Genomic DNA, 14,879 nt, shown 5'->3' on the forward strand with positions numbered 1-14,879 from the left:
GTAAATATACTAAAAACTATTCTTTTTATACGCCTTATACCATCTTTCAGGTATTTTTCCATGGCTTGCCTCTACATAATCTTCATGCGTGCATGGTAATAACGTATGCTTTTTTAATTTATTATTAACATTTGGTAAAAAAGGTATTTCTATCCACCAGCGTCCAGTTTTTATACTCCTATAAAAAATAAGATCTTCATCTTCTACTAACACATTGAATTTTTGATAGTTATTGTCATCTTTAAAATCATCGTCTTTTACTCGACAATTTACACCCTCGACGAAATACCAAATTATTTGTGCAACTAACATTGCAGTGACTTCATCTTCTCTTGAAAGTTTATATTCATAAATCCCAAATGAAGATACTTTATTACTTATACCAGCATACCTTGAAATAGCACAAACTTCCTTTCCGTCAAGTCCATTTGGTGAGTACTTTTGCTTTTCTCCAACTTCAGATGCTTTTACAGATTTTAAATCGAAGCTTACTAAATGAGCATCTCTCATTACTGGTTCTACTAAACTTATATTATTAGACACCTCTCCTAAACGATACGCTTCAAAATAAAGCTTATCCATTAAATCAATTTCTTCTTGCGGATTGAAATAGGTTTGATATCCTATTGTAGAATAATTAAAGAGGTTAAATGGTTGCTCTAATATAATCTTACCTAAATAACTATTATTCTTTATTGGCTGTGTTGAATCGCCTAAATCAAAATTACTATCTACATTTACAATATTAACCATTGGTATAACATTATCGTAAGCGCGATAATTTGCATAGGTTAAATCTTGACTTCCTCCTAATATTACAGGTATTATCTTTTTTTCAAGTAAAACAGTGATTATTGTTTTAAGAGCAAAGTAGGTATCTTCTACTGAATCTCCTTGATGAATATCGCCTAAATCGGCAAGTTTGGTATTCCAGTTTCCTGGGAAAAGCGCATAGAGTGCTTTTCTTACATTGGTAAAATCAACCACATCACCAATGTAATTGACATCATTACGATTTTCTAATACACCAATGATAGCAATTTTGACATCCTCTAAATCTGGAATTCCTTTTTGAGCAGAGTGAACTTTTATTTTTCTTCCTAATGCTTGTTGAGACAGCAACTCGTTATGAGCTAAAACAGTATCGGAAACAGGAGAAAGAAAATTAAAGTTCATGTATTATTTCTTTTTTGTGGTTGTCTTTTTCTTTGTGGCTTTTTTCTTAGGAGCAGCTTTTTCTAAAATTTCTTTAGCTTCTTCTAAAGTCATATCAGTTACGTCAACAGTTTTTTGAAGCTCAACTTTAGTTTTACCTTTTATAACATTGTGTCTTCCCCAACGTGCTTTTTCAACTCGTATACCTTCACTTTCCCAAGAGTGCACTAATTTATCCTTTTCTTTTTGAATTTTGTCCTCTATTAACTCAATAATATCAGAATCGGAAAGATTATCCCAATCATACTTCTTGTTTACGTTGATAAACATGTTGTTCCACTTTATAAATGGTCCAAAACGTCCTTTACCTTTTTGAACTGGCAACTCCTTATACATATATATAGGAGCATCGGCTTTTTGTTTTTCTTTTATTAAAACAATAGCGTCATCCATTTCTACACTTAGAGGATCAACACCTGCAGGTAATGACACAAACTTTTTACCAAACTTAACATAAGGCCCAAAGCGTCCGTTGTTAACTTCAACCTCTTCTCCATCATAAGTTCCTAAACTTTTTGGAAGCTTGAATAAATCCATAGCTTCTTCATAAGTTATTGTATTTAATTGTTGGTCTGGTGTTAAACTCGCAAACTGAGGTTTTTCTTCGTCATCAACTGTTCCTATTTGTACCATAGGTCCAAACTTACCTAAACGCACACTCACTTGCTTACCTGTTTTTGGATCGGTTCCTAAAACACGTTCACCAGATTCTCTATCGGCATTTTCTTGAACATCTTCAACTTGCGGATGAAAATCTTTATAAAAGTCTTTCATCATTTTAGACCAGTCTACTTTACCTTCAGCAATATCATCAAAATCTTCTTCAACTTTTGCTGTAAAGTTATAGTCTAAGATATATTCGAAATGATTCACCAAGAAATCCGTTACAATCATTCCTATATCAGTAGGCACTAGTTTACCTTTATCTGAACCTACTTTTTCTGTAAGTTTCTTATCTTTTATTGCACCTTGTTGCATGGTTAATTGAGAATAGTCTCTTGCAACACCATCCACAGTTCCTTTTTCAACATAATTTCTGTTTTGAATTGTTGAAATTGTTGGCGCATATGTAGATGGACGACCAATACCTAACTCTTCTAATTTCTTCACCAAAGATGCTTCAGTATATCTAGCAGGTGGTCTTGTATAACGCTCAGTAGCTGTAATGTAATTATTAAGCAAGGTCTCGTTTACTTTCATTGCTGGCAACATTCCGTCTTGCTCTGCATCTTCATCATCAGTACCTTCAAGGTAAACCTTTAAGAACCCATCAAAAGTGATTACCTCTCCATTAGCTGTAAAGGTCTCATTGTGCGTTGAAGCACTTATTTTTACATTGGTACGTTCTAATTGCGCTTCACTCATTTGAGAAGCAATGGCACGTTTCCAAATTAAATCATATAGTCTTGCTTGGTCTCTATCTGCATTAACAGAATGTGCAGAAAAATCGGTTGGTCTAATAGCCTCATGTGCTTCTTGAGCTCCTTTAGCTTTACCTTTATAATTTCTCGGCTTACTATAGCTAGAGCCATAAGCATTTTTAATTTCGGCCTCGGCACCTTTTCTCGCCTCGTCTGATAAGTTAACACTATCAGTTCTCATATAGGTTATCAATCCAGCTTCATACAAACGTTGTGCATTTGACATGGTTCTACTTACTGAAAACCCTAATTTTCTAGCAGCTTCTTGTTGTAAGGTTGATGTTGTAAATGGTGCTGCTGGCGATTTTTTAGCAGGCTTTTTTTCGAGGTTAGCAACTTTAAAGTCTGCTGAAATATTCTGCTCTAAAAACTTATACGCTTCTTCTTTGCTAGAAAAGTTCTTAGGTAATTTTGCTTTAAAAGCTTGACCGTCTTCGTTAGTAAATTCAGCGTCGATTCTATAAGATGCTTCAGGTGAAAACTCTTGAATTTCGCGTTCGCGTTCTACAATAAGTCTTACTGAAACTGACTGCACACGACCAGCAGACAAACCACCTTTAACTTTTCGCCATAGTACTGGAGATAATTCGTAACCTACAATTCTATCTAATACACGACGTGCTTGTTGTGCATCAACCAAATCGTAATCAATACCTCTTGGGTTTTCTATTGCACGTTGAATTGCTGTCTTGGTAATTTCATGAAAAACGATTCGTTTGGTCTTTGATTTGTCTAGTTTTAACGTTTCAGCTAAATGCCACGCAATAGCTTCTCCTTCGCGATCCTCATCACTTGCCAACCAAACCGTTTCGGCTTTTGCTGCTAGCTCCTTTAGTTTTTTTACGACATCTCTTTTATCTCTAGACACCTGATATTTAGGCTTAAAATCTCCATCTACATCTACTCCAAGTTCTTTTGAAGGCAAGTCGGCAATGTGACCAAAGCTAGATTCAACTTTAAAATCCTTACCTAAAAATTTCTCGATAGTTTTAGCCTTTGCAGGTGACTCAACAATTACTAGATTCTTCGCCATAAATCATTTTTTAAGGCTACAAATGTATGTCAAAAAAATTTTATGCACCTAATTTTTCATTCTTTCAATAAAAAAAGCCTGAAAACATTCAGGCTTAAATTATATCTTTTTTAATGCTATTCGTTATGAATCAGAGCACCTCCATCCCAATCTTCAAGCCAATATATTGCAGTCTCATTATTGTTGCTTCCTAAATAAAACTGAAATGTTCTAGTGATAACAGCTGTACAGACTTCAATATTGGTAAAATCAACACGTATCGACCTACTAGGAGGAACAGATGTTGTTTCCAAACCATCAGTAACTAAGTCTGCTTCCCAAGAAGTTCCATCACATCCACTAGCTGACAAGGTAACCATCAAACAATCATCATCTATTTCGGCATTTTGAATAGAAAAACTAGATGGCGACTCTTGATTAAATAATTCTTCATCAAAAATCATTTGGTCTCCACATTCATTATTTGAACCATTGTCATCATCGGAATTACACCCTAAAAGCAACAGTAGAAAAACAAACGACATGTACTTTTTTAAAATCATAACTACACTGTATTTAGTTTAAGTCTAGCGCACTAATTTGCTGTAAAGTTCCTTCACCATACTCATATTGATACACAATATTATCACCTATCATGATGAGTACATCATCCATAGGCACTACGTCTTTTGCTTGCAGGTCAATAAATGTTTGTGATAATTGTAGCTGTATTGGATCAGTTTTGTCATATACTTTCAAGCCCGAAGTACCATCGCACACGTAAAGACTATTTCCTTTAAAACCTAACCCATAAGGATTATCTAAAAAATATGTAGCCACAAGAGTTGGATAAGTTTTATCACTTATATCGATAACTTCCAGAACACTTTCTTGTTGACCACACTCATTACCTCCTCTAAGTGTTAAATAAGCATAGTCTCCATCAACCACAACAGGATCACACCCTTCCCAATGTATAAACTCTGACACATAACTTGGGTTAGCTGCATTTTCTAAACTATAAATATACATTCCGTTACTTCCTCCTAAGTACAAATAGCCATCAGCATGAAACATAGTTTCAATATTCCAACCAGAATATTGTGTAGTCACTAGGTTAGGTTGTGCGAGGTTTTCAATATTAAAAATAGACATTTCAGACACTCCTACCGTGTACAAATAATTATCTACAATTTGAAAACGCGCCAACGAACCTCCTGTACCAACATCACCAGATGCTCCTCCATTAAAAGTCTCTAACACTGCATCATCATTTACTACTTCGCGTTGCTGCTGAACAAGTTCCCAACCAACAATAACATCGTTTTCTGGATTGTAATCTCCAAACTCAGCGACATCGGTTCCTACAGGAATTTGGTAATTATAATATGAAAACACATCTTCTAAACGTTCAACCATTTGGATGTTGTTAATATTTGAAATATCAAACACTAACAAATCAATAGAACTATCGGCAAACAAATAATTATCTTTAATTGAAATATCTACATTTCCTGGTATCTTAATTGAAGATATTTGTTGTGGAAAAGCAGGATTACTATTATCTATAATATGCACACCTTTAAACTCATCATTAACAAAAATATAATCTTGGTACACATAAATTTTACCAGCTTCATCAATGGTTTGAGAAGGTAATATTTCAACAGAGTTTCTAAATTCTGCTTTACTCATTACTTGCGGAATAGCAACGTTTACTGTTTCGTACTGAATGTCGTCATCATTACATGACCAAAGCACAAACACCAACAAGAGGCATAAAAGATTTTTCATAGATTGATTAGTTTTACAACTAGATGCAAAATCTATAAAAAGGTTGCGTGAGTTTTTGTTAAAAATTCACATTTCACAAAATAGAATACACACTGTCACTTTGTCACAAATTGCAAATTAATTGTATCTTTGCACACTTATTGACTGATAGAAATTTTCAGTATAGAATATGGAAAAGATTATAGACGAAAACAAACAAGGTGAACGCCTTATTTTGGAAACTAAAGACGGAAACACACGTAAACTTTTTATTGAAAGTTATGGTTGTGCCATGAACTTTAGCGATAGTGAAATTGTTGCTTCAATTTTACAAAATGAAGGATTTAATACTACTCAAAGCCTTGAAGATGCCGATTTGGTTTTGGTAAACACTTGCTCCATTAGAGACAAAGCTGAGCAAACTGTAAGAAAACGTCTTGAAAAATATAATGCTGTAAAACGAAGTGTAAACCCTAAAATGAAAGTTGGTGTTTTAGGTTGTATGGCAGAACGTTTAAAGAGCAAATTCCTTGAGGAAGAAAAAATAGTTGACCTTGTTGTAGGTCCTGATGCTTACAAAGACTTACCTAACCTACTTACTGAAGTAGATGAAGGCAGAGATGCTATAAATGTTATTCTTTCAAAAGAAGAAACTTATGGAGACATTTCTCCTGTGCGTTTAAATACAAATGGTGTTACCGCATTTGTATCGATTACGCGTGGTTGCGATAATATGTGTACCTTTTGTGTAGTACCTTTTACTCGTGGTCGTGAGCGCAGTAGAGACCCTCAAAGTATTATTGAAGAAGTTAACGATCTTTGGAACAGAGGATTTAAAGAAATTACACTTCTAGGTCAAAACGTTGATAGTTATTTATGGTATGGTGGCGGACTCAAGAAAGATTTTGAAAAAGCTACTGATATGCAAAAAGCAACAGCTGTAAATTTTGCTAAACTGTTAGAGCTTTGTGCCCAAGCACAACCTAAAATGCGTATTCGTTTTTCCACTTCAAATCCACAGGATATGACTTTGGATGTGGTTGAGTCTATGGCAAAGTATGATAATATATGCAACTATATACATTTACCAGTACAAAGTGGAAGCGACAGAATATTAAAGGAAATGAATCGTCAACATACTCGCGAAGAGTACATAGAACTTATTGACAACATCAAGCGCATTATTCCTGATTGCACAATAAGCCATGATATGATTGTTGGTTTCCCAACTGAAACTGAACAAGATCATCAAGACACGCTAACTTTAATGGAACATGTAAAATATTCATTTGGATACATGTTTGCCTATTCTGAACGACCAGGAACACTAGCAGAACGAAAAATGGAAGATGACGTTCCTGAACCAGTTAAAAAAAGAAGATTAGCCGAAATTGTAGCCTTACAGCAAAGACATAGTTTATATAGAACACAACAAGAAACCAATAAAATTGTTGAAGTTCTTATTGAAAAAGACTCTAAAAAGTCTTCTAACCATTGGTCTGGAAGAACACAACACAATACTGTTGCTGTGTTCCCAAAAGAACATTATAAAATTGGTGATTTTGTAAATGTAAAAATCACCGATTGTACAACTGCTACACTTATTGGTGAAGCTGTTGGATATTCAAATAATAATTAAACACATGTCGCCTCGAGCGTAGTCAAGAGGTCTTTATTAGGTCTCGACTACGCTCGACCTGACAAACTATAATATAACATGGAATCAGTTCAAGCTATAAAACAACGTTTTGGCATTATTGGCAACGACCCAAAACTCAATCGTGCCATAGAAAAAGCCATACAGGTTTCTCCTACTGATATTTCGGTATTAGTTACAGGAGAAAGTGGTGTTGGTAAGGAAAGTATTCCAAAAATTATACATCAATTATCACATCGCAAACACGGAAAATACATTGCAGTAAACTGTGGTGCAATTCCCGAAGGCACCATTGACAGTGAACTATTTGGTCATGAAAAAGGAGCTTTTACAGGAGCAACACAAACGCGTTCTGGGTATTTTGAAGTTGCCGATGGTGGTACTATTTTTCTTGATGAAGTTGGAGAACTTCCTTTAACCACTCAGGTAAGGTTACTTCGTGTACTTGAAAATGGCGAATTTATTAAAGTAGGAAGCAGTAAAGTACAAAAAACCAATGTACGTATTGTAGCTGCAACAAACGTTAATATGTTTGAAGCCATCAAAAAAGAAAAATTTAGAGAAGACCTTTATTATCGTTTAAGCACAATAGAAATAAACATTCCTCCACTTCGCGAACGCAAAGAAGATATTCATTTATTGTTTAGAAAATTTGCAAGCGATTTTGCACTTAAATACAAGATGCCAACAGTAAAGTTAACAGATGACGCTGTTAATCTTTTACTAAAATACAGATGGAATGGTAATATTAGGCAACTTCGCAACGTTGCTGAACAAACATCAGTTTTAGAACAAAATAGAACTATTAATGCAGAAGCGTTACGTCATTATCTTCCAGATGCTGGTAGCAACCTTCCTGCTGTGATTAACAATTCAAAATCAGAAAGTGATTTTAGTAACGAACGTGAAATTTTGTACAAGGTGTTGTTTGACATGAAGAGCGATTTAAACGATTTAAAAAAGCTCACTATGGAGTTGATGAAACATGGTAATGGCTCTGACGTTCAAAAAGACAATCAAGGTTTGATACAAAAAATCTATGGCAACAACGATGAAGATGACGATTCAACAATTGAAGATTTAGAAGTATTATCAATTCCTGAAAAAACTATTGATTCAATTGAAGAGATAAGCAATATTGAAGACGTGCAAGATAAATACCACTTTGCTGAAGAAATTGAAGAAGAAGAAACCTTATCGCTTCATGACAAAGAATTGGAATTAATTAAAAAATCGCTTGAACGTCACAACGGAAAACGTAAATTAGCAGCTGCCGAACTTGGAATAAGTGAACGCACGCTTTATAGAAAAATTAAGCAATACGATTTGTAAATGAAAGCATTAAAATATAGTCTATTAATATGTATTTCTGTTTTAATCACAGGATGTAAGGTTAAGTATTCGTTTACTGGTGTGCAGGATTTAAAAGCCGAAACCTTTCAAGTTAATTACTTCCAAAATAACTCAGCACTTATTGAACCTGGTTTAGATAGAGATTTTACGCAAGCGTTACAAGACCTTATTCAAAACCAAACGAGTCTTAGCTTGGTAAACTCTGGTGGAGATTTAATTTATGAAGGTGAAATTACTGAATATAGAATTTCTCCAACTACAGCCACTGCCAACAATACTGCAGCTCAAAACAGACTTACTATAAGTGTTAATGTTCGTTTTTTTGATAAAGATGCTCCTGAAGAAGATTTTGAACAGCGTTTTTCATTTTTCTATGATTATGATGGTGATGCGCAACTTATAGGCAGTCAAAAAGACACTGCACATGAAGAGATTTTTGAACGTCTTACGCAAGATATTTTTAATGCTACTTTAGCAAAATGGTAAATTACTAATGCAGTTGCAAGATTTTACATATTTACTTCAAAACCCTCAAAATATCACTACAGATCAAATTAGCGGTATTACTTCGGTTATTGAAGAGTATCCTTATTTTCAACCAGCAAGAGCACTATACCTCAAAGCCTTAAAAAACAAACAAAGCTTTAAATACAATCTTGAATTAAAAACTACTGCAGCCTACACTACTGACAGAAGTATTCTGTTCGATTATATTACCAGTGATGCGTTTAACCAAAATGAAATATCTCAGATTATAAAGCAAAACAATGAGCATTTAAAAACTATTGAAGTTAAAGATGCCGACGATATTTCAGTAAATAAAAGTGTAACTATTGACGACGCACTTAAACAACATATAAAAGATACTGAAGGTGTTTTGGACCCAAATTTATTTGAGGAAAAATTCATCGCAAAAAATGTTGAACAATTTATTTCCGACATTAACGATGCTCCAAAAATTCCAATCATAGATATTGATACTGACAATATTGAACCTTCTCCAAAAGAGCAACTAAACATTGGGAAACCATTAGAGTTTAACAAGACTGAAACACACTCGTTTACAGAGTGGTTAAAGATTACTAGTTTTAAACCTATTGAACGAGAATCCTCAATAGAAGTAGAGGAAACAAACGACACTCAAGAGGAAGCACAAGAATCTACCATTGATAAAAAGTTTGAACTTATAGATAAGTTTTTAAGTGAAAATCCTAAGATTGTACCTGTAAAAGATACCAAACCTCAACAAAATTTAGCGCAACCTAAACCAGAGCAAAATGATGGTTTAATGACCGAGACTTTGGCTAGAATTTATCTAGAACAAAAAAACTACGATAAGGCAATTCAATCTTATAAAATATTAAGTTTGAAATATCCAGAAAAAAGTGGTTTCTTTGCAGACCAAATTAAAGCAGTAAAAAAATTACAAGAAAATAATCAATAAATAATGACACAGTTTACAATATTTTTAGTTCTTATAGTTATTGTAGCATTTTTATTAATAGTAGTAATCATGGTGCAAAATCCAAAAGGCGGTGGTTTATCATCTTCATTTGGTGGTGGAGGTACTCAACAATTAGGAGGTGTTAAAAAGACAACCGACTTTTTGGACAAAAGTACTTGGACATTAGCAACAGTATTATTGTTATTAATCCTTTTGTCAAACTTTGCAATTGGAGGAGCTAATGGTTCTGAATCTAAAGCATTAGACCAAGACGAAGCTACAACTACAACTCAAGACGCATTACCAACCAGTACAGAAACTGCTGATGATACTGCAACAGTAGGAGATTCAGTTCAGTAATTTCTGATTATACAATTTAAGAATGCCAACTTTATGTTGGCATTTTTTTTGCCCTAAAATGAAAAAATGTCAGTTACAATGTATTGGCACATTTTTAGCATAACGCTTAAGCGTTAAACACATTTTAATAACCAAAAAAAGAAATATAAAAATGGCATTAAACATTAAACCTTTAGCAGACAGAGTTCTAGTAGAACCTGTAGAGGCTGAAACCAAAACAGCTTCAGGAATCATTATTCCAGACAACGCCAAAGAAAAACCTCAAAAGGGTAAAGTTGTCGCTGTTGGTAAAGGCACAAAAGACGAAGCAATGACAGTAAAAGTTGGTGATACAGTACTTTATGGGAAGTACTCAGGCACTGAACTAAAACTTGAAGGCAAAGACTATTTAATTATGCGCGAGAGTGACATTTTCGCAATTGTTTAATCATCATTTAAAAACCAAATAAAATGGCAAAAGATATAAAATTTGATATTGAAGCACGCGACGGATTAAAACGTGGTGTGGACGCATTGGCAAATGCAGTAAAAGTAACTTTAGGACCAAAAGGTAGAAACGTAATTATTGGTAGAAGCTTTGGTGCTCCTCAAGTCACTAAAGATGGTGTTTCTGTAGCTAAAGAAGTAGAGCTTGAAGACGAGCTTGAAAACATGGGAGCACAAATGGTAAAAGAAGTAGCTAGTAAAACCAACGATTTAGCTGGAGATGGGACAACTACTGCAACAGTTTTAGCTCAAGCTATTGTAAAAGAAGGCTTAAAAAACGTTGCTGCTGGTGCTAATCCAATGGATTTAAAACGTGGTATTGACAAAGCTGTTGAAGCCATTACTGCTAACTTAGAAAAGCAAGCTAAAAAAGTAGGAAACTCATCTGAAATGATTAAGCAAGTAGCGTCTATCTCTGCAAATAACGATGACACTATTGGTGAGTTAATTTCTCAAGCGTTTTCTAAAGTTGGAAAAGAAGGTGTAATTACTGTTGAAGAAGCTAAAGGAACTGATACTTATGTTGACGTTGTTGAAGGTATGCAGTTTGACAGAGGTTACCTATCGCCTTACTTTGTAACTGATAGCGATAAAATGATTGCTGATTTAGAAAACCCATACATTTTATTATTTGACAAAAAGATTTCTAACTTACAGGAAATCCTTCCAATATTAGAACCAGTTGCTCAATCTGGTCGTCCATTATTAATCGTTGCTGAAGATGTTGAAGGACAAGCTTTAGCTACTTTGGTTGTAAACAAACTACGTGGTGGACTTAAAATTGCTGCTGTAAAAGCTCCAGGTTTTGGTGACAGACGTAAAGCAATGCTAGAAGATATTGCGATCTTAACTGGTGGTGTTGTGATTTCTGAAGAAAGAGGATTCTCTTTAGAAAATGCCGATTTAAGCATGTTAGGTACTGCTGAGTCAGTTATGATTGACAAAGACAATACAACAATTGTTAACGGTTCTGGTAAATCTGCTGATATTAAAGCTAGAGTAAATCAAATTAAAGCACAAATTGAAACTACAACTAGCGATTATGACAAAGAAAAACTTCAAGAGCGTTTAGCTAAACTTGCTGGTGGTGTTGCTGTATTATACGTTGGTGCTGCAAGTGAGGTTGAAATGAAGGAAAAGAAAGACAGAGTTGACGATGCTTTACATGCTACAAGAGCTGCTGTTGAAGAAGGTATTGTTGCTGGTGGTGGAGTTGCTTTAGTAAGAGCTAAATCGGTTTTAGAAAAACTTACTACAGAAAACCTTGATGAAACTACAGGTGTACAAATTGTAAACAAAGCTATTGAAGCGCCTTTAAGAACCATAGTAGAAAATGCTGGTGGTGAAGGTAGTGTTGTAATCTCTAAAGTAATGGAAGGTAAAAAAGATTTTGGCTTTGATGCTAAAACTGAAACTTACGTAGATATGCTTAAAGCTGGAATCATTGACCCTAAAAAAGTAACACGTATTGCTTTAGAAAATGCAGCTTCAGTTGCTGGTATGATTTTAACTACTGAATGCGCTTTAGTTGATATTAAAGAAGACGCTCCTGCAATGCCTCCAATGGGAGGTGGTGGAATGCCAGGTATGATGTAAAACAAAGTTTTTTAAAAACTAAAAAAGCCTCAAGACAATCTTGAGGCTTTTTTTTGGCATAAATATTGTGACTGAATTTCTTAATCGCTATTCACTCTAAAACTTATAATTATGAAAAACAATTATTCTCATCGCTTAAATCTTACCACCAAACATTTAACTTCTTTACTAATTTTAATCATTTTTATTTTAAACACAACCAAAGCATTAAGCCAAAAACCCAATCTAAAAGAAACTACCGAAAATGCCTACGCTAAATATTTTAATGCAGAACGAGAAACTATTTACTTACACTTTAACAAGCATACTTTTTTAACAAACGAACCGATATGGTTCAAAGGTTATGTGTACGATAAAAAAAATGGCATTCCTTATATTACAACTTCAAATGTATATGTAACGCTTTACGATAAAAACGGTAAAGAAATAGAAACCAAACTATTTTATTGTGAAAATGGAATGTTTACTGGCAGTTTTGATGTAGATACAAGTTTAGCAACAGGTTATTATTTTTTTAAGGCGTATACTAACTGGATGAAAAACTTTAAAGAGGATGAATCTTTCACCTCTAGTCCTATTCAAATTTTAAATCAACATTCCAATCAAGAAACCACTAATAATAAAATATTAGACTATGATTTACAGTTCTTGCCTGAAGGTGGACATTGCATAGCAGATGTCACCAATTCAATAGGTTTTAAAATTATTAATTGTAGTGGAGAAAGCCTTGAAATTGAAGGTGTAATAACTGATTCAAACGACAAGACCATAATGCCTTTTAAAAGTAACACATTTGGAATGGGTAAGTTTGATTTATTGATGAAAAAAGGCGAAACCTACAACGCTATTTATAACATTAATGGCAAGAATTATAAAACCCCTTTACCTCAAAGTGAAGCTTTAGGATACTCTTTTTCTGTTAACAACCATATCAATACTAATATGGTTTACATAACACTTAAAACAAATAAAGCAACACAAGCATTGGAAGCTAATAAAACGTATTATTTAGCTATACACCAAAACAACAAAAGTTCAATTACTGAATTAAACACTTCAGTTTTAAAAACTGAATACACTATACCTATTTCATCAAAAACTCTTCCTTACGGAGTAAACACTATTACTTTATTTGATGATGAATTAAATCCACTTTTGGAACGCATGATATTTAATCCTAAAAACAAGGATTTTATGAGAGCTACAGTTGAAAAGACATCAAGCTCTTCAGATTCAATTGGAATAAAAATCAACCTAAAAGACAACAAGAAAATCGCTACTTCTACTAGCCTAAGTGTTTCTGTTTTACCGCTTGAAACCAAAGCAATAAACACCAATAAAAGTATAATAAGCAACTTATTAATTGACCCTTACATAAATGGTTCTTTTGAAAACTCAGAATATTACTTCAATAATTTTGATCGAATAAAAGCTTTGCACCTAGATTTAGTATTATTAACCCAAGGCTGGAGTAAATATAGCTGGGAAGATATTAAAAATGGTGAACAAGAGTTAATTATTCCTTTTGATAAAGGGGTTTCAATTACAGGAACACTTAATGAACCAATAGACGAAGACTCTAATTACCAAGTTCATATGTTTTCTCTAGTTAACAACATTAACGAAACTAAATATATAGACAATAATAAACAATTTAACTTTGAGAATTATTTCATAGCAGACTCTTCTAAAGTACATTTCAATGTGCTTAAAAACGGGAAAAAAATAACCGACCCAAAGTTGTATGCAAGAGTAATAAGCTCAGGAAAAACTTCACTAAATCAATTATTTTCTATTCCTAATACTTGTGTTTTTGAAACTTTACCAATAGATACTGTTAACAGCTACAATGACATGGAGTTTGAAGGCGAATTACTAGATACTATAAACTTACACACGAAAATAGTTGATAAAAAAGCGCCTCTTAAGAACAAAAAAGCCTATATTGGAGATGCTTATAGTATAGGTGTAAAAATTGATTCTATCCAAGAAAGAATGTATTCTTTCGTATCTGATATTATAGACGCAAATGGTTTTATGTCTTACCAAGCATTAGGAAGAGTTATTATTATAAATAAGCGTCCTATTTCTATTAAAGCTGGTTCTAGCCCTTTATTAATAATTGATGGTGCCAATATGGGAACTAATTATGATATAATATATAACATGCCTTTAAATCAAGTTGATGAAATATATTTTAATAAATCTGGTCTTGGATATGGAGTAAGAGGAGGTGCAGGAGTAATAAGTATATTTTTAAAGAAAAGTTACGGAGTTGGAGCTAAAGGAGATTTTAAAAGGTTTGCCAACACACTAATAACAACTGGAGGGTTTTCTCCTCAAAAAGAATTTTATATACCACTTTTTTATTTGAACTCGCCTAGTAACTTTATGTCATATGGAGCTATTGATTGGAAACCAAAACTTACAACAAACGAAAAAGGTTCAGTTGAATTTAACATAAAAAATACGTCGATAAAAAAGCTACTTTTAATCATCGAAGGTTTTTCAATTAATGGAAATTTGATTTCTGAAACTAAAGAATTACTATTAGACTAAGCC

Annotated in this window: 12 protein-coding genes; 8 read left to right on the forward strand and 4 right to left on the reverse strand. The window is 33.6% G+C overall.

Translation table 11 applies throughout. The annotated features are described in order from the left end of the window. Positions 1-9: 9 nt before the first annotated feature. From OD803_RS01125 to OD803_RS01140, 4 genes are all read right to left on the reverse strand, one after another. Positions 10-1,176: a formimidoylglutamase gene (locus OD803_RS01125; protein WP_262732054.1), complete on the reverse strand. Its 1,167-nt coding sequence runs from the start codon at positions 1,174-1,176 to the stop codon at positions 10-12. A 3-nt stretch (positions 1,177-1,179) separates the two neighbouring features. Continuing rightward, a complete protein-coding gene (gene topA / locus OD803_RS01130) occupies positions 1,180-3,669 on the reverse strand; it encodes a type I DNA topoisomerase (RefSeq protein ID WP_262732055.1) in 2,490 nt (829 codons plus the stop codon). Positions 3,670-3,785: 116 nt separating this feature from the next. Beyond that, positions 3,786-4,211, reverse strand: coding sequence for a hypothetical protein (locus OD803_RS01135; RefSeq protein WP_134198702.1), 426 nt, complete (start codon positions 4,209-4,211; stop codon positions 3,786-3,788). 13 nt (positions 4,212-4,224) lie between these two features. Further along, positions 4,225-5,442: an LVIVD repeat-containing protein gene (locus OD803_RS01140; RefSeq protein WP_262732056.1), complete on the reverse strand. Its 1,218-nt coding sequence runs from the start codon at positions 5,440-5,442 to the stop codon at positions 4,225-4,227. Positions 5,443-5,611: 169 nt separating this feature from the next. Between OD803_RS01140 and miaB the strand changes: the two genes are divergently transcribed. The 8 genes from miaB (at position 5,612) to OD803_RS01180 (ending at position 14,876) form a co-directional block, all read left to right on the forward strand. Then, positions 5,612-7,060, forward strand: a complete 1,449-nt coding sequence (miaB, locus tag OD803_RS01145) for a tRNA (N6-isopentenyl adenosine(37)-C2)-methylthiotransferase MiaB (RefSeq protein WP_262732057.1) — start codon at positions 5,612-5,614, stop codon at positions 7,058-7,060. 78 nt (positions 7,061-7,138) lie between these two features. Next, complete coding sequence (locus OD803_RS01150) at positions 7,139-8,410, forward strand: sigma-54 interaction domain-containing protein (RefSeq protein ID WP_131505892.1); 1,272 nt, start codon at positions 7,139-7,141, stop codon at positions 8,408-8,410. Next, the gene (locus OD803_RS01155; protein WP_129759191.1) at positions 8,411-8,917 is read left to right on the forward strand and encodes an LptE family protein; all 507 of its coding nucleotides are present in this window, start codon (positions 8,411-8,413) and stop codon (positions 8,915-8,917) included. 7 nt (positions 8,918-8,924) lie between these two features. Then, positions 8,925-9,875 carry a hypothetical protein gene (locus OD803_RS01160; protein WP_262732058.1) on the forward strand — a complete coding sequence of 317 codons (951 nt, stop codon included), beginning with the start codon at positions 8,925-8,927 and terminating at the stop codon, positions 9,873-9,875. Between the two features lie 3 nt (positions 9,876-9,878). Further along, on the forward strand, positions 9,879-10,235 hold the full coding sequence (gene secG, locus OD803_RS01165) for a preprotein translocase subunit SecG (RefSeq protein ID WP_134198695.1): 357 nt from the start codon (positions 9,879-9,881) through the stop codon (positions 10,233-10,235). 151 nt (positions 10,236-10,386) lie between these two features. Beyond that, positions 10,387-10,662, forward strand: coding sequence for a co-chaperone GroES (groES, locus tag OD803_RS01170; RefSeq protein ID WP_129759194.1), 276 nt, complete (start codon positions 10,387-10,389; stop codon positions 10,660-10,662). Positions 10,663-10,685: 23 nt separating this feature from the next. After that, complete coding sequence (gene groL / locus OD803_RS01175; RefSeq protein ID WP_262732059.1) at positions 10,686-12,317, forward strand: chaperonin GroEL; 1,632 nt, start codon at positions 10,686-10,688, stop codon at positions 12,315-12,317. 111 nt (positions 12,318-12,428) lie between these two features. Continuing rightward, positions 12,429-14,876 carry a hypothetical protein gene (locus OD803_RS01180; RefSeq protein ID WP_262732060.1) on the forward strand — a complete coding sequence of 816 codons (2,448 nt, stop codon included), beginning with the start codon at positions 12,429-12,431 and terminating at the stop codon, positions 14,874-14,876. Positions 14,877-14,879: the final 3 nt, after the last annotated feature.

The sequence above is a fragment of the Gaetbulibacter sp. NE genome, from assembly GCF_025548475.1.
GTDB classification, from domain to species: domain Bacteria; phylum Bacteroidota; class Bacteroidia; order Flavobacteriales; family Flavobacteriaceae; genus Gaetbulibacter_B; species Gaetbulibacter_B jejuensis.